The following is a 22,450-nucleotide window of genomic DNA, read 5'->3' as shown; positions in this document are numbered from 1 at the left end:
AGATAAAAGGGAATCAGGCAGCAGCCGGTTCCACTAACTGCATTTCGTCGCTGGTCATCAAACGTTCGATATCCAGCAGGATGACCATGCGCTCGTCCAGCGTGCCCAGGCCTACCAGAAAACGCTGGTCGATACTTGAGCCGAGCGAGGGCATGGCGCTGATACTGGATTCCGGCAAGGTGGTGACATCCGACACCCCATCCACCACGATGCCGATCACCCGATCGGCCACGTTCAGGATGATGACCACGGTAAAGTCGTCGTAGCGCACTTCGCCCAAGCCAAACTTGATGCGCAAGTCGACAATGGGGGCGATGGTGCCGCGCAGATTGATCACGCCTTTAATAAAGTCGGGCGTGTTGGCGATGCGGGTAACGGCGTCGTAGCCGCGGATTTCCTGCACCTTGTGGATATCCAGGCCGTATTCTTCCTGGCCCAGCGCAAAGATCAGATATTCGTCGCTGGCCGACCAGGCGGCGCCATAAGTGGTGGTTGCGTTAGTCATTTCGGTCAGTCCTCAAGCCGCCAGCGCGCTGGCATAAGTGTCCGTGCTGACCGAACGACCAGTACGGAATAAAGATTCAACATCCAGAATCAGTGCCACGCGGCCGTCGCCCATAATCGTGGCGCCGCTGATATAAGGCACTTTGCGGTAATTGGCTTCCAGGCTTTTGATCACCACCTGGTGTTGGCCCAGCAAATCGTCAACACATACCGCCAGCTGGCGGTCATCGTTCTGCAGCACCATGCACAGGCCTTCATGCGCATGCGGCTTGCCTGGCACGGTGCCCAGCAGCTCGGCCAGACTGGCCAGCGGCACATAGTTTTCGCGGATCTGCAGCAAGCAACCTTTGCCGCTGACCTGCTTGATGTCTTGTTCGCGCGGTTGCAACGATTCGGCGATATAGGTCAGCGGCACGATGTAGGTTTCGCCGGCCACTTCAACCGCCATGCCATCCAGAATCGCCAGCGTCAGCGGCAGATACAGCGAAATCGTGGTGCCGATGCCTGAGCACGACTGGATATCCACGCGGCCACCCATTTGCTGGATGTTGCGACGGACCACATCCATGCCCACGCCGCGGCCGGACAGATCGTTAACCGTGGCGGCGGTGGAGAAACCCGGCTCAAAAATCAGGTTCCACACTTCTTCGTCGTGCATGCCGTCATGGGCTGGTAAATCACGTTCTTTGGCCTTGGCCAGAATGCGGGCGCGGTCCAGACCGGCGCCGTCGTCGATCACCTGAATGACGATATGGCCACCTTGGTGGAACGCGCGCAAAGTCAGCGTGGCGGTTTCCGGCTTGCCGCATTGCAGGCGATGCGCCGGGGTTTCCACGCCATGGTCGAGGCTGTTGCGGATCAAATGCGTCAGCGGGTCGGCCAGTTTCTCGATAAAGCCTTTATCGATTTCGGTGCTTTCGCCCACCAGCTTCAGCGTTACTTTCTTGTCCAGACGCGTGGCGGTTTCGCGCACCAGCCGCGGAAAGCGACTGAAAATATTCGACACCGGCAACATGCGGATGGCCATCACCGACTCTTGCAGATCACGGCTGTTGCGTTGCAGTTGCTCGACACCGGCCAACAAACGCTCGTGGCGAGTCGGGTCGAGTTCGCTGGAATACTGCGCCAGCATCGATTGGGTAATCACCAGCTCGCCAATCAGGTTGAGCAACTGGTCGACCTTGTCGACGTTAACGCGGATGGTTTCGGCGGCACGCGTTTCAGCGGCACGCACGGTCTCGGTCACTTTTTGCGCCACCGGTTTGGGCGGTGCGGGTTCAAACAGGCCAAAGCCGGCAAACGGGGTTTCGGCTGCGGGCACCGGCATGGCGTTGCTGGCCACCACGGGTTCGCTGTCAAACAGACCGAAATCAGCGTCGGTCAACACATCGACCGGCGCGGCGGGCTCGTCGTCGAACAAGCCGAAACCGTCATCGAGGATGTCGCGTACCGGTTCGTCATCAAACAAGCCAAAGCCTTCATCATCAGCCACCTGCGCGGCGGTTAGCGGCGTCAGGATGATGGTGCAGCCGCGCAATTCACGCGCCAGCACGCCTTGCAGACGGCTGGCGTCGGCGGCGGTGGCGCAATCAATCACGATAGGCTGGTCGGGGTTATCCGGCGGCAGCAAACGGCTGTCGCGAAAATCCCCAAGTAATTCGAGTAAAGCAATGATGTCGACGCTTTCGCCGGCCGGTGCCACCAGGGTGCAGCGGGTCGGGCTTTCGTCTTGCGCGCTGGCACGCACCACCGGCGCATCGGCCACGGCGTTGCCCAGCAGATCACGCAGGCGCGGCAACAGCATCACGCCATGCGGCGCCAGACAGCGGCCATGCTGGCGGTAATCGGTCAGCATCAATTTGATAACGTCGACCGCTTCTAGAACCAGTTCAAACAACACGCGATCCAACGCGCGCTCGCCATGACGCACTTCGTCCAGCAAGGACTCCACTTCGTGCATCAGCTCGGCCACGTCGGGCAAGCCAAAGGTTGCCGCGCCACCTTTGATGGAGTGGGCGGCCCGGAAAATGGCGTTCTGGTCTTCTGCGTCCGGTTGCTGGTTTTCCAGCCCGAGCAGCAGCGTTTCGACGGTAGCCAAATGCTCATCGGCTTCGTCGAGAAAGACGCCAAGAAATTGATCGAGACCCGAGGCGGCCATCGTCTTAGCCGATCACGCGGCTAACAGCGGCCAGCAGCTTGGCCGGATCAAACGGTTTAACCAACCAGCCGGTGGCGCCTGCGGCCTTGCCTTTTTGCTTCATTTCGTCGCTGGCTTCGGTGGTCAGAATCAGAATCGGGGTACCCGCCCAGCCCGGCAGCGCACGCACACTGCGTGTCAGCTCAATGCCATCCAGGCCCGGCATGTTGACGTCGGTAAAGATCAGATCGAACTTGCCTTTACGCGCCAGCTCGAGCGCGGCTTTGCCATCCGGCGCTTCAGTCACGGTGTAGCCCGCGTTACGCAGGGTAAAGCCCACCAGTTGACGGATGGAGGGCGAATCGTCCACTGCCAGTATGGTTTTGCTCATGATGACGGCTCCGGGGTCTTGGTTTGTTGAACACGGAGCAGATTGTCGGAGCTGGGCGGTTTTTAGATAACCAGGGCCGCTCCCAGCCTGTTTGTAAGCTGGAGTGGGCGTGTGAAATGTACCAAAGCCCCGCAAACACAGCATTTATCAGCATTAGCTGATTCGAGCCGCCTTACAGCGCGCCTGAAGCCGCTTGGCAGACAAAAACCGTTGGTCGGTTGTGGTGCAAAAACAACCTGCTGAGGCCGCATCCGCCGGGCTTCTTCAAACGTACTGAACGACTCGCTCAAGAATCAGCACTTGCCGGGCTGGCGGCAGCGGCCATAATGAACCGCGTTGCCGCCCGCTTGCGTCTGCGACTATTGCAGCTGGGGCGCCATCCCGGACTGATCCGCCATCACGCTTTATTCAGATCAATCATCCAACCCAATGAGGACAACAAGCATGGCTAAAGTGGCAGTGGTTTATCACAGTGGTTACGGGCATACCAAAAAGCAGGCTGAGGCGATCCATGCCGGGGCAGCCAGTGTGGCGGGGGTAGAAGCCACGCTGTACGCCATCGATGCCGAGGGCAATCTGGGCGATGAAGTCTGGACCGCGCTGGAAGCCGCCGATGCCATCCTGTTTGGTTCGCCCACCTATATGGGCGGCCCGTCGTGGCAGTTCAAGAAATTTGCCGACGCGTCTTCCAAACCCTGGTTTGGCGGCAAATGGAAAGACAAAGTGGCAGGTGGGTTTACCAACTCGGCCAGCATGAACGGCGACAAAGGCTCCACGCTGACTTATTTCTTTACGCTGTCGCAACAGCAAGGCATGGTCTGGATCGGCACCGGCCTGATGCCCGCCAATACCAAGGCGGCCACGCGTAACGACGTCAATTATCTGGCTGGCTTTGCCGGTGCGCTGGCGCAATCACCGTCCGATGGTTCGCCCGAAGAAGGCCCGCTGCCGGGCGATCTGGAAACCGCAAAAATCTATGGCGCGCGCGTGGCCGATTACGCGCAGAAGACACGCGGCTAAGCACTGCGTGGCCGCTTGAGCTCAATAAAAAAGCGCGGGGCCCTGCCAGGGCGCCGCGCTTTTTTTGGCTCAGACCAGTAACGATGCGAGTGGATTAGTCCTCATCGTCGCTCGGGTTGTAGGGCCGCTTGCCGAACATTACTTCGCCGTCTTCCACGTCGCGCATCAGCAACTGCACATTGGCTTCGTGCGGGTATTTGGCGACTTCGTTGCGGAAATATCCCAGGCTTTCCGGGAAGGCAAACACCGCCTGACGCATGCGCGTATGCGCCAACGCCATATCTTTGCCTTGCAGCGCCAGCATGATGGATTCGTCCGACAACTGACCGGGGTAGGGGTGGACGGCGTTGAGCCGGCTGACCAGGCCCAGTTTCCAGCCGATATCGGAGCGCGAGGCAGTCACAAAGTTGGACAAACCGAATTCGGCAAAATAGTCCACCAGCGGGTTGCTGCGCAGGTCTTCCAGAATCTTCATGCGGCGCGCGTTTTCGCCAGGGTGATCCGAGGTATCCATGATCGGGTACAGCTGCACATAGTAGTGCGTGCCCGCGATGCCCAGTGCAATCACCAAAGCGCCTGCGCCGAGGGCGACGGTGCGGCGCAGCAAGGTGCTGTCTGTGCCGAATGGCGTGGCATCAAACAAGAAGAAACCCATCACTGCAAACGGGCCAAAGAAATGGAAGTACCACAACGGGTATTCCACCAGGCTGTGCAGGATGGACACGATGACCAGCGAGGCGGCAAACGCCGTCACCGCATCATGCCGCCGCCGCCACAGCGCGCCAAACGCCATCAGGATGGGGACGACCACCACACCGGTGCCGACGATGCCGGTTTCGGCCATCAGATTAAGCAGCGAGTTATGGCAATGGGTAAACAGCACGCTTTCTTCGACCCGGGCAAAGGCGGGGATCACCTGCAGCCGCACGCTTTCTGCGCCATAAGCGCCCCAGCCTATGCCCAGGAGCGGATGCTCGGTAAATACGGTCCAGGCTTTTTGCCATTCAACCAGGCGTCGTGCGCCGTTGGAGTCCAGCCGCGACAAGCCGGTCGGCACCGCGTTTTTGGCGTGTTCAAATGACTGGATGACGGCGCTGATCAGGGGCGCGATAAATTGCATCGCCAGCATCAACACCGCCGACGCCAGCAGAAAGCCGGCAAAGCGCCGGTTGAAATCACGCGTGGTGGCAAATAACACGCCGCCAAACACAATCCAGGCGCCGATATAGACCAGGATGGAGCGCGAACCGCACCACGCCGTCGACAGGGCCAGCCAACTGGTCAGCAGCGCCCAGGCCCACAGCGGTAGCTTGCGATCCGCCATCAACCACGCGGCAGCGGCAATGCCCCATGCCAGGTAATGGCCATACATGTTCTTCTGGCCGATATTGCCAAATACCAGGCCCGAACCATTCTTGATGACCTGTATCACTTGCGGCACGGCCGTGCCGGAGTTGAACAGTGCACCCACCAGCAAACCCCACGCCAGCGCTTCGGCCAGCGGGCGCAGACCAAACTCATCGCGAGCGCGTGCCAGGCTCCATACAGTCAGGCCAGCACCAATCAGATAAGCCAGCGGGATGGTGCGCTCCGACCAGTAATACAGCGGCAGCACCACCACCTGGATGGCCAGTACAGCGGCCAGCAAGAACCACGGCAGGCTCATCAGGGGCAAGCCGGTGCGCTTTTGCGCCGGTTGCGCCGGCAGCAAAGCGGCAGCCAGAATCAGCAGGCCACAGAAGCCGTAGGCCGCCAGTTCGGACGGGAATACCGGGTTGGGAGGATAACGGTAGGGAATGCCGCAAGGCACGGCGGCCAGCAAGAACAGCAGGGCCTGATAAACACGCAGCGAGTAATGTTTCATTCTTCTAATGGGTCAGATTGGGCATCGGGTACTTTGCGGCGGCCAGTCCAGCCTGCCACCACGCAACCCACTTCAAACAGCAGCCATAAGGGAATGGCCAGCATACATTGCGACAACGCATCGGGCGGGGTGATGACGGCAGCCACCACAAACGAGCCGACAATCACATACGGGCGCCAGCTGCGCAGCTTTTCCACCGTAACCACGCCAATCCATACCAGCAGCACAATCGCCACCGGCACTTCAAAGGTCACGCCAAACGACAGGAACATGCCGAGGATAAAGCTGAGGTACTGGTCGGAATCGGGTAGCCATGTCATCGAAGCCGGGGCATGCGATGACAAAAAGCCGAATACGGTCTGGAACACCACGTAATAAGCGAAAGCCATGCCACAGAAAAACAGCACGGTGGACGACACCACCAGCGGCAGCACCATTTTCTTTTCATGCACATACAGGCCCGGCGCGACAAAGGCCCAGGCCTGGTACAGCGTGCAGGGCAGCGACACGACAAAAGCGGCCATGGCCGCCATTTTCATCTGCACCAGAAACGGCGAGGCAATGCCGATCGAGACCAGCTTCTGCCCTGGCAGCACCGAGGTCAGCGGGTGGACCATAAAGTCGTAGATCTGGCCCGAGAAATAAAAACAGACTGCAAACGCCAGCAGAAAGCCGATGCCGGCACGCACAAGCCGCGTACGCAGCTCGATCAGATGGACCAGAAGTGGCTGAAAATCGGATTGCTGCATGGCTTAGCGGCGATCTCGCGAGTTAGCGCCAGCGGCAGGCGCGGCGGAGGGGGCGGCAAACAGGTCGAGCTGGCGCTCATCCACGGGTGGGGCGTATTCCGGGATATGCGCTTGCGGTAAAGCCTCGGCCAGCGGTGGAGTATGCACCGGTGCGGCAGGTGCGGGCGGCGGCACCAGGGCCTGACCTTGCGCCAGCGGCACATAAACCTGGCCATTGGCCTCGGCCTGATGCTTGCGTTCTTCTTCTTCCGGCGACAAAGCCGCAGCCACCGGCATAGCCGTGACGGGTGCGCGTTCCAGTGCTGCCCGTTGTGGCTCTGGCGTGGGCTCGAGCAACGCCGCTTTGGCATCGGCGCTGCTGTTGCTCAGGGTCGCACGGGCTTCGGCGGTACTGTCGATCAACGACGCTTTGGCATCGCTGAACGGTTGCGCGATGCTGTTACGCAGTTCGTCGCCATGCGTGCGGATTTCCGCCTCCAGTTTCGCCAGTTCACCCTGGGCGATTTCTCGATCCAGGTCGGCTTTGACGTTGGCGGTAAAGCGCTGGGCGCGGCCGATCAGCATACCCACGGTACGCGCCACTTTCGGCAATTTCTCGGGGCCGATGACCACCAGTGACACGGCACCAATGACGGCCAGTTCGCCCAGGCTGATATCAAACACGGCTTGGCTATCCTTGCTGGGTTAGCGTTTGTCGCGCTCGGCGGTATCGATCACGCGGCCGCTTTCGAGCTCGGTGGTTTTGGTGGCGGTCACTTGCGGCGGGGCGGCCGGTTTGTCTTCGCTGGCCATGCCTTCCTTGAAGCCTTTAACGGCCGAGCCAAGGTCATTGCCGACGTTACGCAGTTTTTTGGTGCCAAAGATCAAGACCACGACGGCCAGGACGATCAGCCAATGCCAGATACTCAAAGAACCCATTTCAGTGCTCCCTGCGACGTTGTGTCGCTCATTGGGTGGTGACTTCAGCGATATGCGGATTGAGGCCCGCGCCGCCAAAGACATGGATATGCAGGTGGAAGAAAGTCTGCCCCCCGCCTTTGCCCGTATTGATGACGGTGCGGAAACCGTCTTTCAAGCCTTGTTGTTCAGCCAGCTTAGGCGCTTGCAGAAGCATTTTGCCCAGCAGGGCCTGATGCGAGGCATCAGCGTGCGCCAGCGAATCAAGATGCGTTTTCGGCACAATCAGAAAATGTACGTCTGCGACCGGATGAATATCGTTAAAGGCGACCATATCGTCGTCTTCATACAGTTTTTGCGTCGGGATTTCGCCGTTGGCGAGCTTGCAAAACAGGCAATCGCTCATTGTGTTCTCCAGTTTATAGACGCGCCGCCGGTCATCGCGCTTGAGCTTGTGCTTTATCTGTAGTTCGGCAGAGATAAATGGCAAAGTTCAACGCGGCCTGCAGCCTCAATCTTCCTTCGGACGAGAGGCTTTTTCTTCGATGCCCGAAATGCCTTCGCGCCGGGCCAGTTCGGCCAGCACGTCTTCATGGCTCAGGCCTTCATGCTTGAGCAAAACCAGCGTGTGAAACCACAGATCAGCCACTTCGCGCACCAGATGCAGCCGGTCGTTATCTTTGGCGGCCATGATGGTTTCGACGGCTTCTTCGCCCACCTTTTTCAGGATTGCTTCTTGCCCCTTGTGAAACAGCTTGGCCACATACGACGTGGACGGGTCCGCGCTGCGGCGCTCGCTGAGCGTGCGATCCAGGCGTTCAAGAATATCGGCGGAGACCATAAGGGCGGGTCCAGAAAGCAAAAAGCGAATTATAGGGGGGAAATCGTTGCTTGCGCGTGACTGATGCCGTGCATGGGGTGCGCCTGGACCCACCACTCAAAGCCGTAAACAAAATACGCAAAGCGGGCGAACCACGTTCTTGTAGGTGTCAAGCAAACGGCAATGGCAAATCGCGGGCAAAGCGGCTTGCTGGCGGCTTTGGTTGGTGGGTCTAGACCCACCCTATGATTTCCTGGGTTTATGCGCGGTAGATTTCGCTGGGGTCTTTTAGCACGGCGTCGACCGTCTGCCATTGATCACCCTCAAGGCGGCGGAAAAAACAGCTTTCGCGGCCGGTGTGGCACGCAATGCCGCCATCCTGATGGATCAGATAAATCAGCACGTCGCCATCGCAATCCAGGCGGATTTCCTTGATGTGCTGCACATGGCCCGACTCTTCGCCCTTGTGCCACAGCTTCTGGCGCGAACGCGTCCAGTAATGCGCCGTGTGCTTCGCGGCCGAGAGCTCGACCGCCTCGCGGTTGGCAAAAGCAAACATCAGCACGCGGCCGGTTTCGGCGTCTTGTGCAATTACCGGCACCAGGCCGTTGCCGTCAAAACGGATTTCATCAAGCCAGCTCACAGGCGCACCTCTATGCCAGCGGCACGCATGGCTTCCTTAGCCTGGCGCACCGTGTACTCGCCAAAGTGGAAAATCGACGCCGCCAGCACGGCATCGGCATGGCCTTCGCTCACGCCTTCGACCAGATGCTGCAGATTGCCCACACCGCCCGAGGCAATCACCGGAATATCCACCGCATCCGAGATCGCGCGCGTCAGCGGCAGGTTAAAGCCGATGCGGGTGCCGTCGCGGTCCATGCTGGTCAGCAGGATTTCGCCCGCGCCCAGTTCTTGCATTTTGATGGCCCATTCCACCGCATCCAGCCCGGTGGCCTGGCGGCCGCCATGGGTAAAGATTTCCCAGCGGCTGTTGTCCGGCGTCACGGCTTTGGCATCAATGGCCACCACAATGGCCTGGCTGCCAAACTTGTCGGCCGCCTCTTTAACCACCTGCGGGTTAAGCACGGCCGTGGTGTTGATGCTGATTTTGTCCGCGCCCGCGTTGAGCAGACGGCGCACATCGTCCACCTTGCGCACGCCACCGCCGACGGTGAGCGGAATAAACACTTGCGACGCCACTGCTTCGATCACATGCAGAATCAGATCGCGGTCATCCGACGACGCGGTGATATCCAGAAACGTCAGCTCGTCCGCGCCCTGGTCGTCATAGCGTTTGGCGATTTCCACCGGGTCACCGGCGTCGCGCAGTTCCGTAAAATTGACACCTTTGACCACGCGGCCAGCGGTGACATCAAGACAAGGAATAATGCGTTTGGCTAAGGGCATGGTGTGGCAGGCCTGGGCTTGGACAGCGGATGAAGCGGGCGCGGGCGCCACGCGAAACGGACTGAACCGGGCACACGGCCCGGTCCAGCTTTGAGACTTGATCAACGCACCGGATCGACGCGCTCAGGCTGCAATCGATTCGTCTGCCACTTGTTGCGCGGCGGCAAAGTCGATGGTGCCTTCGTAAATGGCGCGACCGGTAATCACCCCTTCGATGCCTTCGGGCTCAACCGCACACAAGGCGCGCACGTCGTCGAGGTTGGTCAGGCCGCCCGAGGCAATCACCGGGATGGTGAGCGCTTGCGCCAGCTTGACCGTGGCTTCGATATTGACGCCGCTGAGCATGCCGTCGCGGCCGATATCGGTGTAGATGACGCTCTCGACACCGTAATCCTGAAAGCGGCGCGCCAGATCGATCACATCGTGCTCGGTGATCTTGGACCAGCCATCGGTGGCCACAAAGCCATCCTTGGCATCCAGACCGACGATGATATGGCCGGGGAAGGCATCACAGGCTTCGTGCAGAAAGCCCGGAATCTTGACCGCGGCGGTGCCGATGATGACGTAATCGATGCCGGCATCCAGATAACGCTCGATGGTGTCCAGATCGCGGATACCGCCGCCCAGTTGCACCGGCACCTGACCGTCAACTTCGCGCAGGATGCCTTTGATGGCGTCCAGGTTTTTGGGCTTGCCGGCAAACGCACCGTTCAGATCAACCAGATGCAGACGACGGCCGCCGGCATCCAGCCAGTGGCGCGCCATTGCGGCGGGTTCTTCCGAGAATACGGTGGCGTCTTCCATCAAGCCCTGGCGCAGGCGTACGCAGTGGCCGTCTTTCAAATCAATAGCAGGAATAATCAGCATGATGCAAAAACTTCAATGAAGTCAGGTTATTAGGCGTGACGGCGTCGGTTTACGGACGACCATCCCAGTGTACGAAATTTTTGAGCAGCTGCAGTCCGGCGTGGTGGCTTTTCTCCGGATGGCACTGGATGGCGAAAATATTATCGCGCGCCACCGCCGCGGCAAAACGGTAAGGATAAGCGCTTTCGATCACCGTGATGTCATCGCTGGGCCGAAAGTGATAGCTGTGCACAAAATAAAAGCGATCCAGATCGGGAATACCGGCCCACAGCGGGTGCTCGCGCTTGATCATCATCTGGTTCCAGCCCATGTGCGGCACTTTCAGCTTCTGGCCGTGCTCATCCACCATGGCGGCTTTGGGAAACCGCACCACGTCACCGGCAAAGATGCCCATGCCATTGGTGTCGCCTTCTTCGCTGTGATCAAACAGCAATTGCGCACCAACGCAGATACCCAGAAACGGCTTGTGGCTGGCGGCATCGCGCACCGCACTTTCCAGGCCGCTGTTCTGCAGATAATGCATGCAATCGGGCATGGCGCCCTGACCGGGGAACACCACTTTATCGGCGGCCTCGACCACCAGCGGGTCATCGGTCAGCACGATATCGGCATCGCCGGCCACGTGTTCCAACGCTTTGGTTACGGAGTGCAGGTTGCCCATGCCGTAATCCACAATCGCGATTCGCATAACTGTTCCCGTTGCTATGCAGGCTGGCGCGGCTTAGCCGACCAGCGTGCCTTTGGTGGACGGGGTAACGCCCGCCATACGGTCATCGTGCTCAATGGCCATACGCAGCGCGCGGCCAAAGGCTTTGAAAATGGTCTCGGCCTGATGATGCGCATTCTGGCCTTTCAGATTGTCGATATGCAAGGTGACGGCAGCGTGGTTAACAAAGCCGCGGAAAAACTCGCCAAACAGATCGACATCAAAGCCGCCGATGGCCGCGCGGGTATACGTCACGCCGTAATCCAGACCGGGACGGCCGGACAGATCAATCACCACGCGCGACAGCGCTTCATCCAGCGGCACATAGGCATGGCCGTAGCGACGGATGCCTTTTTTGTCGCCCAGCGCCTTGGCCAGCGCCTGGCCCAGCGTGATGCCCACATCTTCGACCGTATGATGCGCATCGATATGCAGATCGCCCTTGGCCACGATGTCGAGATCGATCAGACCATGGCGCGCGATCTGATCCATCATGTGTTCCAGAAACGGAACGCCGGTATCGAACTTCGATGTGCCGCTGCCATCCAGATTGATGGAAACGGTGATCTGGGTTTCGAGCGTATTACGCGTGACCTGGGCTTGCCGCATTGCGAGTCTCTTCAGGGATATACAGTCGTTGATTGGATATTGTTATTTTTCGTCGAGGCGATATTCGGCCGAGCGCGCATGCGCTTGCAAGCCTTCGCCATGCGCCAGCGTGCTGGCGATGCGGCCCAGCGTTTGCGCGCCTGCGGCCGAAACCTGGATCAGGCTGGTGCGCTTCTGGAAATCATAAACACCGAGCGGGCTGGCAAAACGCGCCGTGCGTGCGGTCGGCAACACATGGTTGGGGCCGGCGCAATAATCGCCCAGCGCTTCAGAGGTGAACTTGCCAAGGAAGATGGCGCCAGCGTGCTTGAGTTCCGGCAACCAGATTTGCGGATGTTCTACCGATAATTCCAGATGCTCCGGCGCAATCCAGTTGGCGATATCGCAGGCTTCCTGCAGGTCTTTTACCTGGATCAGCGCGCCACGGCCGGTCAGGCTGGCGCGGATGATGTCGGCACGCGGCATTTCGGGCAGTTGGCGCTCGATGCTGGCGGCTACTTGTTCGATAAAGGCGGCGTCGGGGCACAGCAGAATGGCCTGGGCGATTTCGTCGTGCTCGGCCTGCGAGAACAAGTCCATGGCAATCCAGTCCGGGTCGGTGCTGCCATCACAGATCACCAGAATCTCGGACGGGCCCGCCACCATATCGATGCCGACGATGCCGAATACGCGGCGCTTGGCGGCGGCCACATAGGCATTGCCCGGCCCGGTAATCTTGTCGACTTGCGGCACGGTTTGCGTGCCATGGGCCAAGGCGCCTACCGCTTGCGCGCCACCCAGCGTAAACACGCGGGTTACACCGGCGATATAGGCGGCGGCCAGCACCAGATCATTGCGTTCGCCGCGCGGAGTGGGCACCACCATGATGATTTCGGGCACACCGGCCACATGCGCGGGGATGGCGTTCATCAGCACCGAGGACGGATAAGAAGCCTTGCCGCCCGGCACATAAATGCCGACGCGATCCAGCGGCGTCACCTGCTGCCCCAGCAGCGTGCCGTCTTCGTCGGTGTATTGCCATGAGCTGGCTTTTTGATGTTCGTGATAACGGCGCACCCGGGCGGCGGCCGCTTGCAGCGCGTCTTTTTGCTGCGGCAACAGGCGCTCGAACGCCTCTTGCAGTTGTTCTTGCGTGATTTCCAGCTGCGCCATGCTGCTGGCGTCAACGCCATCAAAGCGTTGCGTGTACTCGATCAGCGCCGCATCGCCACGGTGTTTGACGTCGTCGAGGATGGCGGCGACGCGCGCATCCACTTCGGGGTCTTGCGAGGTTTCAAACGCCAGCAGATCTTGCAGCTGGCTACGGAATTCGGCGGCGCGGGAATCAAGACGGCGGAGCATGTTCGAAGGTCCGGTTAGATACCTGGGGAAAACGATTATACCGATGCGGCACAGTGCCGGGGTAACGGTTCTTTGTGCGCCCCGACCACGCGTTTATTGTGGAATCACGCGGAATCAGGGCCAGGGGATGAGGTCAGGAATGGTGTCGTGCCGCCACTGTGGCGGCAAAGGTATCGATGATCGGTTGCAGCTGGTCATGCTTGAGCTTGAGCGCGGCCTGGTTAACGATCAGGCGCGAGCTGATATCGCGCACGTGTTCGACGGCCACCAGATTGTTGGCCTTGAGCGTGCCGCCGGTCGAAACCAGATCAACGATGCAATCGGCCAGACCGACCAGCGGGGCCAGTTCCATTGAGCCATACAGCTTGATCAGATCAATGTGCACGCCTTTGCCGGCAAAGTGTTCGCGTGCGCAATCAGTGTATTTGGTGGCCACACGCAGACGCGCGCCTTGCTGCACCGCGCCCAGATAATCAAAACCTTGCTGCACGGCCACCATCAGGCTGCATTTGGCAATCTCCAGATCCAGCGGTTGATACACGCCGGCGCCACCGTGTTCCAGCAGCACATCCTTGCCCGCCACGCCCAGATCAGCCGCGCCATATTGCACATAGGTCGGCACATCGGTAGCGCGCACGATAATCAGGCGCACATCGTCACGGTTGGTGCCGATGATCAGCTTGCGCGAGCTTTCTGGCGCTTCGCTGGGCACGATGCCCGCAGCGGCCAGCAAGGGCAGGGTTTCTTCAAAAATGCGGCCTTTGGATAACGCAATGGTGATCATGTTCGGGTCCACCCGCTTGCTGCGGGCCTGGAATGTTAATGAAGCGGCGTCTGGCGAGTTTACTTGAACAGCCGGATTGAAACCGGATACCGCGAGGGCCAGCCATTGATGGCTTTGGCCCCTTCCCACAATGCAAACAAGGTCGAGCCTATGCCCACCCACCACAAGGGGAGCGGGCTATGCGTGGCGGCGGTGAGCAGCAGCGCCACGATATAAAAGCACGCCATCAGCAACTGAAAGTTGGCGGCCTGCGCCGCATGCTGTTCCACAAATTCGGAATGCACGCGCGCAAATTGCAGAATCACAAACGGAATCACCAGTGCCAGCACCTGCATCGGCACCACCGGCAACCAGCACACGCCGGCCAGATGCGCAATGATGGCAAAGCCGATTTCCAGCTGCGAGGGCGGCGGCAACTTGCCATCGCTGTCCTCGTTGGCTGGCTTGGGATTCAGCGTAAACAAACTCACGAGATGCGCTCGATCTGTGCGCCCACACCACCGAGCTTGGCTTCGATATGTTCGTAGCCACGGTCCAGATGGTAGATGCGGTCGACGATGGTTTCGCCTTCCGCCACCAGGCCCGCGATCACCAGCGAAGCCGATGCGCGCAAATCGGTGGCCATTACGGTGGCGCCCGACAATTTGCTGACGCCTTGCACCACGGCGGTGTTGCCTTCGGTGGCGATGTTGGCGCCCATGCGCGTCAGTTCTGGCGCGTGCATAAAGCGGTTTTCAAAAATAGTTTCGGTCATCACGCTGGTGCCTTCCGCAATGCAGTTCAACATCATGAACTGCGCCTGCATATCAGTCGGGAAGGCCGGGTAGGGCAGCGTGCGCACGTTGACGGCTTTGGCACGTTGTTTCATGTCCAGCGCAATCCAGTCGTCACCGGCTTCGATATAGGCACCGGCTTCGCGCAGCTTGTCGAGCACGGCTTCGAGGATATTGGCGCGGGTATTGCGCAATACCACGCGGCCTTGCGCGGCGGCGGCGGCACACAAAAAGGTGCCGGTTTCGATGCGATCGGGTACCACGGCGTGCGTGGCGCCATGCAGTGCTTTAACGCCTTCAATCGAGATGGTATCGGTGCCGTGGCCGCTGATTTTTGCGCCCATGGCGATCAGGCATTCAGCCAGATCGACCACTTCGGGCTCGCGCGCCGCGTTTTCGATGGTGGTGACGCCTTCAGCCAGCACGGCGGCCATCATCAGGTTTTCGGTACCGGTAACGGTGACCATATCGGTGACGATGCGCGCGCCTTTGAGCTTGCCCTGGGCCTTCACATAACCATGCTCGATCACGATCTGCGCGCCCATGGCTTGCAAACCTTTGATGTGCTGATCCACCGGACGCGCGCCAATGGCACAGCCACCGGGCAACGACACCTGCGCTTCACCAAAGCGGGCCAGCGTGGGGCCCAGCACCAGGATCGAAGCGCGCATGGTCTTGACCAGATCGTACGGCGCGCACAGTTCGTTAACCGCGTTGGCGGTGATTTCGAACTCGTGCACGTTGTCGGTCATGACCCGTACGCCCATGCCTTGCAGCAGCTTTTGCGTGGTCTTGACGTCACGCAGTTGCGGCACATTGGTCAGGCGCAGCGTATCGGCGGTCAGCAGGCTGGCGCACAGAATCGGCAGGGCGGCGTTCTTGGCGCCAGAGATGGTGATTTCGCCATTGAGTGGGCGGCCACCGGTGATTTTGAGTTTATCCATGATGTTACTGTCGCGACCCGGCAAAAAACGGTTAAGGCAAGCACTGCGCCCATCGGCCCCGATGGGAAATTACGCAGCGAAAAACGAAGAACTTACAGAAATTTCCACAGCAGATACGCCACCACGGCAATCAACAACGGCAGATTGGTTAACGCCACGATCTTCTGTATCGCAGGATCGCGCGAGCCTTTGTCGTTGAGTTTTGCCGCTTCCAGCGCTGCCTTGTTGTCGTCGATGGCATCAAGGCTAAAGCGTTTGTTGTCGCTCACCGTGCGGCCCATTCGGCGGGAGTGAGGGTTTTTTCCAGCGAAAGCGCGTGCAGTTCGCCGGAATCGATGACGTCCTTGAGGGCGTCTTTAACCAGGCGGTGGCGGGCCAGCAAGCCCAGGCCGTCAAAGCGCGGCGAAGCGATGCGGGCATAGAAATGCGCACCGTCGCCATTGACTTCACAGGCGGTGGCGGACAGGCGATCGGTGATCAGGTTTTGTACTTGCTCAGGGGTCATGACGAAGCAGCTTTCTCTAGTGCCTTAATTTGTAACCGGATTTTATCAGGTGATGGCCCAGCAAGGCGAGCGCAAACAACGCCGCACCGCTGACCGACAGCGCCAGCCAGGGCGAAACGTCGGCCACACCAAAAAATCCGTAGCGGAAACCATCGATGATGTAGAACACCGGGTTCCAGTTGGACACGGCCTGCCAGAACGGCGGCAGGCTATGAATCGAGTAGAACACGCCCGACAAAAACGTCAGCGGCATGATCAGGAAGTTCTGGAACGCGGCCAGCTGATCGAACTTGTCGGCCCAGATGCCGGCGATCAGGCCCAGGATGGCCATGGCGGCACAGCCCATCAGCGCAAACACCAGCACCCACAGCGGATGCTGCACCGGTGGAATTGCAAACACCAGCGTCACCAGCAGCACGCCCAGGCCGACGATGATGCCGCGCACCACGGCGGCTAGCACATAGGCGGCAAAGAACTCCAGATGCGACAGCGGCGGCAGCAGGATAAACACCAGATTGCCGGTGATCTTGGACTGGATGATGGATGAGCTGGTGTTGGAAAACGCGTTCTGCAGCATCGACATCATGGCCAGGCCAGGAATCAGGAACGCGGTATAGCGCACGCCCGGATACGGCTGCACATGGCTGTCCAGCACATGCGCAAAAATCAGCAGATACAAAGACGCGGTCAGGATCGGCGCCAGCACGGTCTGGAAACTGACTTTCCAGAAGCGCAGTAGCTCTTTATAAAAAAGGGTTTGAAAGCCTTGCATCGGGGTCGGATCTGCTTGTTCTGATCAGGTGTGGGCGCGGGGTAGCGCGTATGGCGTGCAATGATAGCCTGGCTGGCCACCCACCGGCGCGGTGAGTGGCGCAATCAAGGTTCAGGCGGCAGGGCCGTGCATGGTTTCGACGAAGATATCTTCGAGATCGGGCTTGTTGATTTCGATATCGCGCAGCGTTACGCCCGCTTGTTTGATCTGGGCCAGCAAATCATCTAGCACGGCTACATCGCTGAGCTTGAGGTCATATTGCTGGCCATCTTGCGACACCACCAGCGGCTGCAGGCTGGCGGGCAGGGTGCCTTGCTGCAACTTGAGCCGCAAGGTGCGCGACTTGCCTTTGTTCAGCAGCGTGGCTTTGTCTTCAAGCGCAATCAGCTGGCCTTGCTTGAGCATGGCGATGCGATTGCACAATTCTTCGGCTTCTTCCAGATAGTGCGTGGTCAGCACGATGGTGGAGCCTTGCTGATTCAGCCGACGAATAAACTGCCACAGCGTCTGCCGTAATTCGACATCGACGCCCGCGGTGGGCTCATCCAGCACGATGACGGGCGGCTTGTGCACCAGCGCCTGCGCCACCATCACGCGGCGCTTCATGCCGCCCGACAGCGCGCGCATATTGCTGTGTGCTTTGTCGGTGAGGCCCAGGCTGGCGAGGATCTCATCGATCCAGTCGTCGTTTTTTTTCAGGCCAAAATAGCCGGACTGAAACTGCAGGGTCTCGCGCACATTAAAGAACGGATCGAACACCAGTTCTTGCGGCACGATGCCGACGGCGCGCCGGGCATTGCGGTAATCGGTGGCCACATCGTGGCCCATGATGCGCACCGAACCCGAGGTGGCATGCGCCAGGCCGCCCAGGATAGAGATCAACGTGGTCTTGCCGGCGCCATTCGGGCCGAGCAGGGCAAAAAAATCGCCCTCTTCGACATTAAAGCTGACCGACTTCAGCGCCTGGAACTGGCCGTAATGTTTGACGACCTGGTTGAACTCGATGGCACTCACTGCGTGACTCCGGCGGCGGACGCATCGGCAGCCACAGGGGGCGCGTCCGCGCTGGCGACGGCGGCAGGGGCTGCGCCACTGGCTACGGCTGCGGCAGGGGCGGCGTCGCTCACGGTGTCCGCCGGGGCGATGGCGGCGGCGGGCTGGCTGGCAGCGGCCGCGGGTTTGGCGGCTGGCGTCGGGCCCGGATCATCGGCAGCGTCATCGGCGTCGTCTTCACCCATCTTCAGTGGATGCGGCGCATTGCCGTCGTACACCTTGTACCAGCGACGTTGCAAATAAGCATCGCGGATATAGGCATAAGGATCGGGTTGCGATTCGATCATCGCGTCCAGCGGCAGCACTTGTGCGCGCAGGTTTACCCCACCGATGACGGTGTAGACAATTTTCCAGCTGGTATCGACATCAAACCAGGTAATCGGGCCAGCAAAAGCGCGCACAGTCGGATCGACCACATCACGCAGATCGGACGGGCCCAGCAAAGGCAGCATCAGATAAGGGCCGGTGCCTATGCCCCATGAACCAAAGGCCTGGCCGATATCTTCATCCGGCTTGGGCAGATTCATGTTCGAGGCCCAGTCAAAGATGCCGAGCACGCCGATGGTGGAGTTCACTGCCACGCGGCCCAGCGTTCTGGCGGTTTCAGTGAACTTGCCTTGCAGCAAAGAGCCGACGCTGGAGAACAGATCGTCGATATTGCCAAAGAAGTTGGTGGTGCCCTGCTTGATGGGCTGCGGGGTGAAATCGTTGTAGAACACGGCGACGGGGCGGACCAGGGTGTGGTCGACCACGTTGTTAACAACAAAAATACCCCGGTTTACTTTCTCAAGCGGGTCATAGTTGTTCTGTGGCGTGGCACAAGCCGACAGTAACAGGGCAGCAATCAGGATCAGGCGGCGCATCGGTGCGGCTCTCGGTGGAGACTGGTTATCTGGATTGTATGTGGTTTAGCGCTGGCTTATCTCGCCAGATCGGGTGAGGCACGAGCAAAAAGCAAGGTGGAGCAATTTCAATAAAAACCAATAAACAAAACCCCGGGCTGCGGGGTTTTGTTTACAGAGCACGTTCAGGTACCGGCTGGCAGCAGCGTTTGCACGCCATACAACCGGATCAGTTCTTGCAGCGCCAACGGCACATTGGCCAGTTGCAGCTGCAGTTGCCGCCGGTTGGCTTCGCGCTGCCAGTGCAACAGCACCGACACCGCGGCTGAATCGACAGCGCCGACCTCGGCCAGATCAATCACCACGTCGCCGCTGGCGGGCCACTGGATGGCTTGCAGTTGCCCGCCCGCGTTATCCATGGTGATGCCGCCTTGCGGGGTCATGGTGGCGCTACTCACTTGCTGGCGCCCTTGCTGGCGGCGGCGCCGCCGGACTGGCCGGCGTTACCGGCGGCCAGTTGCTTGATCAGACCATCGATGCCGTCTTTGCGGATGACGCTGGCGAACTGGTTGCGATGGCTGTTGATAAAGCTGATGCCTTCTACCGCGATGTCGAATACTTTCCAGCCGGCATCGGTCTTTTCAAAGTAGAAGTCCAGCGCCACCGGCTTCTGGCCCGGCAGGCTTACCTCGGTCTGCACGGTTTGTTCGTCCGCCGAATCGCCCGGGCGCGTGCCTTTGACGTTGACTTGCGCGCCTTTATACACGGTCAGTGCGGTCAGGTAGGTACGGACCAGCATGGTGCGGAATTCTTTGGTCAGCGCGGCTTGTTGGTCTGGCGTGGCGCTTTTCCAGTAACGCCCCACGGCCAGCGTGGTCATGCGGCTGAAGTCGGCCAGCGGCAACATGCGGGCATCGGCCTGCTCGCGCACTTTGGCTGGGTCTTTGTCGTTCTTGTTGATGATATCCAGCACGTCTTTGCTGACGCCGCGCACGATGGCATCGGGCGCGTCCGTCGTCGGGTTGACCGCAAAGGCGGTCGGCAGCAGGGCGGCCGCAGTCAGCGCCACCAGCCATTTCTTGAACTGCATCATTGAGCATTCTCCGTCGATTTTTCGTTACTACTGCCGTCTTCTGCTTTGCTGAACAAGAAGCGGCTGATCAGTTGTTCCAGAACAATGGCGGACGAAGTCAGCTTGAAGGTGCTGCCTTGTACCAGCATCTTGTTGTCCGCGCCCGGGGTGATGCCGATGTACTGCTCACCCAGGATGCCCGAAGTCAGGATTTCAGCCGAAGAATCGCGGCTGAATTCATAGTGTTTGTCCATGGCCATGGTGACACGGGCCACATAGCGCTGTGTGTCCAGGTCGATACTCGTGACACGTCCCACTACCACGCCCGCGCTTTTGACCGGGGCACGTACTTTAAGGCCGCCGATATTTTCAAAGTTGGCCGTCAAGGTATAGGTGGAGCGCGCCGGCAGGCTGCTGGTGCTGCTGACGCGCAGCGCCAGGAACAGAATGGCTGCGATCCCCGCAGCAACGAACAACCCGACCCAGAAGTCGATCATTCCACGTTTCATCAAATACCCCGGAACATGAATGCGGTCAGGATTACGTCCAGACCAAGAATAACCAATGCCGACGTCACCACCGTGCGGGTAGTGGCGCCCGAAACCCCTTCAGGCGTCGGCGGCGCGTCAAAGCCTTCAAACACCGCGATCAGCGACACGGCGATACCAAAAAATACGCTTTTGATCACGCCATTCATGACGTCAAAGCGCAAATCTACCGTGCCCTGCATCTGTGACCAGAAATTGCCGGGGTCCAGCCCCAGCAACTGCACCCCCACCAGATAGCCGCCAAAAATGCCCATGGTGCTGAACATCGCGGCCAGCAAGGGCATCGAGATCACGCCACCCCAGAAACGCGGCGCAATCACGCGTGCCATCGGGTTGACCGCCATCATTTCCATGGCCGACAACTGCTCGGCTGCTTTCATCAGGCCGATTTCTGCGGTGATGGCCGAACCCGCGCGGCTGGCAAACAGCAAGGCACCCACAACCGGGCCGAGTTCACGCACCAGCGACAACGCCACCAGAATGCCCAGTGAAGACGATGCGCCAAAGCGTACCAGCGTGTCGTAGCCCTGCAATGCCAGCACCATGCCGATAAACAGGCCGGACACCGCGATAATCAGCACGGACAAAACGCCCGCAAACCAGATCTCGCGCATGGTCAGGCGAAAGCGGATAAACGCCATTGGCGAATGCCGCAGCAAAGCCACCAGAAAACGGCTGGCAAAGCCCAGCTTGATCAGGGCATTGGTAAACGGATGGCCTAACCACGAGAAAAAAGCAATAAACCGGTCACGCACGGACGATCTCCAGCCCCAGATCCTGAGCGTAAGGCGCCGCTGGCTTATGGAACGGCAGCGGGCCATCGGGCTCGCCATTAATGAATTGCTTCACGAACGGATGTTCCGATGCGCGCACTTCGTCCGGGGTGCCCTGGGCGATCACCTTGCCGTCGGCCATAAAATAAACGTAATCCACCAGCGACAAAGACTCGGCCACATCGTGAGTCACCACAATCGAAGCGGCGCCCAGGGCGTCGTTCAGTTCGCGGATCAACTGGCCGATGGTGGCCAGCGAAATCGGGTCGAGCCCGGTAAACGGCTCGTCGTACAGCATCAGCATCGGGTCCAGCGCAATGGCGCGGGCCAGGGCCACGCGGCGTGCCATACCACCCGATAATTCAAACGGCATCAGATTGACCGCGCCGCGCAAACCCACCGCCTGCAGCTTCATCATCACCAGATCACGGATGATGGACTCGGGCAGATTGGCGCGTTCCCGCAGCGGAAACGCCACGTTGTCGAACACCGACAAATCAGTAAACAGCGCGCCAAACTGAAACAGCATGCCCAGCTTGCGGCGCATGCCATACAGCGTGCGCTCGCTCATCGCCCCCACGTCGTCGCCATCCACCAGCACACGGCCGGCGCGCGCGCGCAACTGGCCGCCAATCAGGCGGAGCAGGGTGGTCTTGCCGGAACCCGAGCCGCCCATGATGGCTACCACCTGACCACGCTGCACCGTCAGCGAAAGATCGCTAAGGATGTCGTGGTCGCCGTAGCCAAAGCGAACCTGGTCAAGCTGGACGATCGGAGTGGACATGAATCTGCCGGTTTAGACTGGTCAGTACAAAGACGGCTATTTTAGGAGGAAAGCCGACCCGCCGCCAGTCCAAGACATTGTCATAGAAGATCAGTGGCACCAATCCATTCTCATTTGACAGGTGCAATTCAGACAAATATAGGAATTTGTCAGCCTGTGTCGCGTCAATATTTCGCAGGCTGAAGGGATTTAATTTTTGGGGCTTCGCCATTGCCCTGGCTGCGGCCAGATCCGAGCACCCATGCAAGTCCTGGTAGGATTCACACTTTTTCCCGGCACGCTGATTCT

General features: G+C 59.5%; 29 protein-coding genes. 1 reads left to right on the top strand and 28 read right to left on the bottom strand.

Annotated features, from left to right (window positions below; genetic code table 11):
- Window positions 1–13 precede the first annotated feature (13 nt).
- Genes ACYQ1A_RS18170 through ACYQ1A_RS18160 form a run of 3 tightly spaced genes read right to left on the bottom strand, consistent with a single transcriptional unit; the run spans window position 14 to window position 3,032 of the window.
- Window positions 14–505: a chemotaxis protein CheW gene (locus tag ACYQ1A_RS18170; RefSeq protein WP_062222123.1), complete on the bottom strand. Its 492-nt coding sequence runs from the start codon at window positions 503–505 to the stop codon at window positions 14–16.
- A 12-nt stretch (window positions 506–517) separates the two neighbouring features.
- Window positions 518–2,662 (bottom strand): chemotaxis protein CheA, encoded by a 2,145-nt coding sequence (locus ACYQ1A_RS18165; RefSeq protein WP_499364219.1) that lies wholly within the window; start codon window positions 2,660–2,662, stop codon window positions 518–520.
- A gap of 4 nt (window positions 2,663–2,666) precedes the next feature.
- Window positions 2,667–3,032: a response regulator gene (locus ACYQ1A_RS18160; RefSeq protein WP_499364218.1), complete on the bottom strand. Its 366-nt coding sequence runs from the start codon at window positions 3,030–3,032 to the stop codon at window positions 2,667–2,669.
- Between the two features lie 444 nt (window positions 3,033–3,476).
- Between ACYQ1A_RS18160 and ACYQ1A_RS18155 the strand changes: the two genes are divergently transcribed.
- A complete protein-coding gene (locus tag ACYQ1A_RS18155; RefSeq protein WP_499364216.1) occupies window positions 3,477–4,052 on the top strand; it encodes a flavodoxin family protein in 576 nt (191 codons plus the stop codon).
- A gap of 94 nt (window positions 4,053–4,146) precedes the next feature.
- Here ACYQ1A_RS18155 and ACYQ1A_RS18150 read toward each other — a convergent pair whose 3' ends face one another.
- The 25 genes from ACYQ1A_RS18150 to ACYQ1A_RS18030 form a co-directional block, all read right to left on the bottom strand.
- Window positions 4,147–5,916 (bottom strand): PglL family O-oligosaccharyltransferase, encoded by a 1,770-nt coding sequence (locus tag ACYQ1A_RS18150; RefSeq protein ID WP_499364215.1) that lies wholly within the window; start codon window positions 5,914–5,916, stop codon window positions 4,147–4,149.
- On the bottom strand, window positions 5,913–6,665 hold the full coding sequence (gene tatC, locus ACYQ1A_RS18145) for a twin-arginine translocase subunit TatC (RefSeq protein WP_499364213.1): 753 nt from the start codon (window positions 6,663–6,665) through the stop codon (window positions 5,913–5,915). The genes ACYQ1A_RS18150 and tatC overlap by 4 nt, the downstream gene beginning before the upstream one ends.
- A 3-nt stretch (window positions 6,666–6,668) precedes the next feature.
- On the bottom strand, window positions 6,669–7,328 hold the full coding sequence (locus tag ACYQ1A_RS18140; protein WP_062222146.1) for a twin-arginine translocase TatA/TatE family subunit: 660 nt from the start codon (window positions 7,326–7,328) through the stop codon (window positions 6,669–6,671).
- Between the two features lie 21 nt (window positions 7,329–7,349).
- On the bottom strand, window positions 7,350–7,583 hold the full coding sequence (gene tatA, locus ACYQ1A_RS18135; protein ID WP_062222148.1) for a Sec-independent protein translocase subunit TatA: 234 nt from the start codon (window positions 7,581–7,583) through the stop codon (window positions 7,350–7,352).
- A 28-nt stretch (window positions 7,584–7,611) separates the two neighbouring features.
- A complete protein-coding gene (locus ACYQ1A_RS18130; RefSeq protein ID WP_499364211.1) occupies window positions 7,612–7,968 on the bottom strand; it encodes a histidine triad nucleotide-binding protein in 357 nt (118 codons plus the stop codon).
- Window positions 7,969–8,073: 105 nt separating this feature from the next.
- Entirely contained in the window at window positions 8,074–8,403 is a 330-nt protein-coding gene (locus ACYQ1A_RS18125; protein WP_499364209.1) for a phosphoribosyl-ATP diphosphatase, read from the bottom strand.
- Between the two features lie 238 nt (window positions 8,404–8,641).
- Window positions 8,642–9,025, bottom strand: coding sequence for a phosphoribosyl-AMP cyclohydrolase (gene hisI, locus ACYQ1A_RS18120; protein ID WP_499364207.1), 384 nt, complete (start codon window positions 9,023–9,025; stop codon window positions 8,642–8,644).
- A complete protein-coding gene (gene hisF, locus ACYQ1A_RS18115) occupies window positions 9,022–9,789 on the bottom strand; it encodes an imidazole glycerol phosphate synthase subunit HisF (RefSeq protein WP_499364206.1) in 768 nt (255 codons plus the stop codon). The genes hisI and hisF overlap by 4 nt, the downstream gene beginning before the upstream one ends.
- 123 nt (window positions 9,790–9,912) lie before the next feature.
- On the bottom strand, window positions 9,913–10,656 hold the full coding sequence (hisA, locus tag ACYQ1A_RS18110; RefSeq protein ID WP_062222150.1) for a 1-(5-phosphoribosyl)-5-[(5-phosphoribosylamino)methylideneamino]imidazole-4-carboxamide isomerase: 744 nt from the start codon (window positions 10,654–10,656) through the stop codon (window positions 9,913–9,915).
- 49 nt (window positions 10,657–10,705) lie between these two features.
- Window positions 10,706–11,344 (bottom strand): imidazole glycerol phosphate synthase subunit HisH, encoded by a 639-nt coding sequence (gene hisH / locus ACYQ1A_RS18105; protein ID WP_062222152.1) that lies wholly within the window; start codon window positions 11,342–11,344, stop codon window positions 10,706–10,708.
- Between the two features lie 33 nt (window positions 11,345–11,377).
- On the bottom strand, window positions 11,378–11,971 hold the full coding sequence (hisB, locus tag ACYQ1A_RS18100; RefSeq protein WP_499364203.1) for an imidazoleglycerol-phosphate dehydratase HisB: 594 nt from the start codon (window positions 11,969–11,971) through the stop codon (window positions 11,378–11,380).
- 42 nt (window positions 11,972–12,013) lie between these two features.
- Entirely contained in the window at window positions 12,014–13,312 is a 1,299-nt protein-coding gene (gene hisD, locus ACYQ1A_RS18095) for a histidinol dehydrogenase (protein WP_499364202.1), read from the bottom strand.
- 133 nt (window positions 13,313–13,445) lie between these two features.
- Entirely contained in the window at window positions 13,446–14,096 is a 651-nt protein-coding gene (hisG, locus tag ACYQ1A_RS18090) for an ATP phosphoribosyltransferase (protein ID WP_053936709.1), read from the bottom strand.
- A 59-nt stretch (window positions 14,097–14,155) separates the two neighbouring features.
- Window positions 14,156–14,566, bottom strand: coding sequence for a DUF4870 domain-containing protein (locus ACYQ1A_RS18085; protein WP_062222154.1), 411 nt, complete (start codon window positions 14,564–14,566; stop codon window positions 14,156–14,158).
- Window positions 14,563–15,813 (bottom strand): UDP-N-acetylglucosamine 1-carboxyvinyltransferase, encoded by a 1,251-nt coding sequence (gene murA, locus ACYQ1A_RS18080; RefSeq protein WP_499364198.1) that lies wholly within the window; start codon window positions 15,811–15,813, stop codon window positions 14,563–14,565. The genes ACYQ1A_RS18085 and murA overlap by 4 nt, the downstream gene beginning before the upstream one ends.
- Window positions 15,814–15,905: 92 nt before the next feature.
- Window positions 15,906–16,082, bottom strand: a complete 177-nt coding sequence (locus tag ACYQ1A_RS18075) for a hypothetical protein (RefSeq protein ID WP_499364196.1) — start codon at window positions 16,080–16,082, stop codon at window positions 15,906–15,908.
- Window positions 16,079–16,318: a BolA family protein gene (locus ACYQ1A_RS18070; RefSeq protein WP_499364195.1), complete on the bottom strand. Its 240-nt coding sequence runs from the start codon at window positions 16,316–16,318 to the stop codon at window positions 16,079–16,081. The genes ACYQ1A_RS18075 and ACYQ1A_RS18070 overlap by 4 nt, the downstream gene beginning before the upstream one ends.
- Window positions 16,319–16,334: 16 nt before the next feature.
- Complete coding sequence (locus ACYQ1A_RS18065; RefSeq protein WP_499364193.1) at window positions 16,335–17,090, bottom strand: ABC transporter permease; 756 nt, start codon at window positions 17,088–17,090, stop codon at window positions 16,335–16,337.
- 111 nt (window positions 17,091–17,201) lie between these two features.
- Window positions 17,202–18,104 (bottom strand): ABC transporter ATP-binding protein, encoded by a 903-nt coding sequence (locus ACYQ1A_RS18060; protein ID WP_499364191.1) that lies wholly within the window; start codon window positions 18,102–18,104, stop codon window positions 17,202–17,204.
- The gene (locus ACYQ1A_RS18055) at window positions 18,101–19,006 is read right to left on the bottom strand and encodes an MlaA family lipoprotein (protein WP_499364190.1); all 906 of its coding nucleotides are present in this window, start codon (window positions 19,004–19,006) and stop codon (window positions 18,101–18,103) included. The genes ACYQ1A_RS18060 and ACYQ1A_RS18055 overlap by 4 nt, the downstream gene beginning before the upstream one ends.
- Before the next feature lie 164 nt (window positions 19,007–19,170).
- Complete coding sequence (locus tag ACYQ1A_RS18050) at window positions 19,171–19,443, bottom strand: STAS domain-containing protein (protein WP_499364188.1); 273 nt, start codon at window positions 19,441–19,443, stop codon at window positions 19,171–19,173.
- Entirely contained in the window at window positions 19,440–20,078 is a 639-nt protein-coding gene (locus ACYQ1A_RS18045) for an MlaC/ttg2D family ABC transporter substrate-binding protein (protein ID WP_499364186.1), read from the bottom strand. The genes ACYQ1A_RS18050 and ACYQ1A_RS18045 overlap by 4 nt, the downstream gene beginning before the upstream one ends.
- Window positions 20,075–20,566 carry an outer membrane lipid asymmetry maintenance protein MlaD gene (gene mlaD, locus ACYQ1A_RS18040; protein ID WP_499364182.1) on the bottom strand — a complete coding sequence of 164 codons (492 nt, stop codon included), beginning with the start codon at window positions 20,564–20,566 and terminating at the stop codon, window positions 20,075–20,077. Before mlaD ends, ACYQ1A_RS18045 begins: the two co-directional genes overlap by 4 nt.
- On the bottom strand, window positions 20,566–21,360 hold the full coding sequence (mlaE, locus tag ACYQ1A_RS18035) for a lipid asymmetry maintenance ABC transporter permease subunit MlaE (protein ID WP_499364179.1): 795 nt from the start codon (window positions 21,358–21,360) through the stop codon (window positions 20,566–20,568). Before mlaE ends, mlaD begins: the two co-directional genes overlap by 1 nt.
- A complete protein-coding gene (locus ACYQ1A_RS18030) occupies window positions 21,353–22,162 on the bottom strand; it encodes an ABC transporter ATP-binding protein (protein WP_499364176.1) in 810 nt (269 codons plus the stop codon). The genes mlaE and ACYQ1A_RS18030 overlap by 8 nt, the downstream gene beginning before the upstream one ends.
- Window positions 22,163–22,450 lie beyond the last annotated feature (288 nt).

The organism is Silvimonas sp. JCM 19000 (assembly GCF_054652575.1).
The sequence above is the reverse complement of the archived record's forward strand: the minus strand, read 5'-3'. Positions and strand labels throughout refer to the sequence as shown.

Coding starts and splice junctions, on each gene's coding strand:
- hisF (WP_499364206.1), bottom strand. CDS start 9,789: ATGCCCTTAGCCAAACGCATTATTCCTTGTCTTGATGTCACCGCTGGC.
- ACYQ1A_RS18045 (WP_499364186.1), bottom strand. CDS start 20,078: ATGATGCAGTTCAAGAAATGGCTGGTGGCGCTGACTGCGGCCGCCCTG.
- ACYQ1A_RS18030 (WP_499364176.1), bottom strand. CDS start 22,162: ATGTCCACTCCGATCGTCCAGCTTGACCAGGTTCGCTTTGGCTACGGC.
- ACYQ1A_RS18130 (WP_499364211.1), bottom strand. CDS start 7,968: ATGAGCGATTGCCTGTTTTGCAAGCTCGCCAACGGCGAAATCCCGACG.
- hisD (WP_499364202.1), bottom strand. CDS start 13,312: ATGCTCCGCCGTCTTGATTCCCGCGCCGCCGAATTCCGTAGCCAGCTG.
- ACYQ1A_RS18155 (WP_499364216.1), top strand. CDS start 3,477: ATGGCTAAAGTGGCAGTGGTTTATCACAGTGGTTACGGGCATACCAAA.
- mlaD (WP_499364182.1), bottom strand. CDS start 20,566: ATGAAACGTGGAATGATCGACTTCTGGGTCGGGTTGTTCGTTGCTGCG.
- hisB (WP_499364203.1), bottom strand. CDS start 11,971: ATGCGGCAAGCCCAGGTCACGCGTAATACGCTCGAAACCCAGATCACC.
- tatC (WP_499364213.1), bottom strand. CDS start 6,665: ATGCAGCAATCCGATTTTCAGCCACTTCTGGTCCATCTGATCGAGCTG.
- ACYQ1A_RS18170 (WP_062222123.1), bottom strand. CDS start 505: ATGACTAACGCAACCACCACTTATGGCGCCGCCTGGTCGGCCAGCGAC.
- hisH (WP_062222152.1), bottom strand. CDS start 11,344: ATGCGAATCGCGATTGTGGATTACGGCATGGGCAACCTGCACTCCGTA.
- ACYQ1A_RS18065 (WP_499364193.1), bottom strand. CDS start 17,090: ATGCAAGGCTTTCAAACCCTTTTTTATAAAGAGCTACTGCGCTTCTGG.
- hisG (WP_053936709.1), bottom strand. CDS start 14,096: ATGATCACCATTGCGTTATCCAAAGGCCGCATTTTTGAAGAAACCCTG.
- ACYQ1A_RS18055 (WP_499364190.1), bottom strand. CDS start 19,006: ATGCGCCGCCTGATCCTGATTGCTGCCCTGTTACTGTCGGCTTGTGCC.
- ACYQ1A_RS18150 (WP_499364215.1), bottom strand. CDS start 5,916: ATGAAACATTACTCGCTGCGTGTTTATCAGGCCCTGCTGTTCTTGCTG.
- ACYQ1A_RS18070 (WP_499364195.1), bottom strand. CDS start 16,318: ATGACCCCTGAGCAAGTACAAAACCTGATCACCGATCGCCTGTCCGCC.
- ACYQ1A_RS18160 (WP_499364218.1), bottom strand. CDS start 3,032: ATGAGCAAAACCATACTGGCAGTGGACGATTCGCCCTCCATCCGTCAA.
- ACYQ1A_RS18125 (WP_499364209.1), bottom strand. CDS start 8,403: ATGGTCTCCGCCGATATTCTTGAACGCCTGGATCGCACGCTCAGCGAG.
- ACYQ1A_RS18165 (WP_499364219.1), bottom strand. CDS start 2,662: ATGGCCGCCTCGGGTCTCGATCAATTTCTTGGCGTCTTTCTCGACGAA.
- hisA (WP_062222150.1), bottom strand. CDS start 10,656: ATGCTGATTATTCCTGCTATTGATTTGAAAGACGGCCACTGCGTACGC.
- tatA (WP_062222148.1), bottom strand. CDS start 7,583: ATGGGTTCTTTGAGTATCTGGCATTGGCTGATCGTCCTGGCCGTCGTG.
- murA (WP_499364198.1), bottom strand. CDS start 15,813: ATGGATAAACTCAAAATCACCGGTGGCCGCCCACTCAATGGCGAAATC.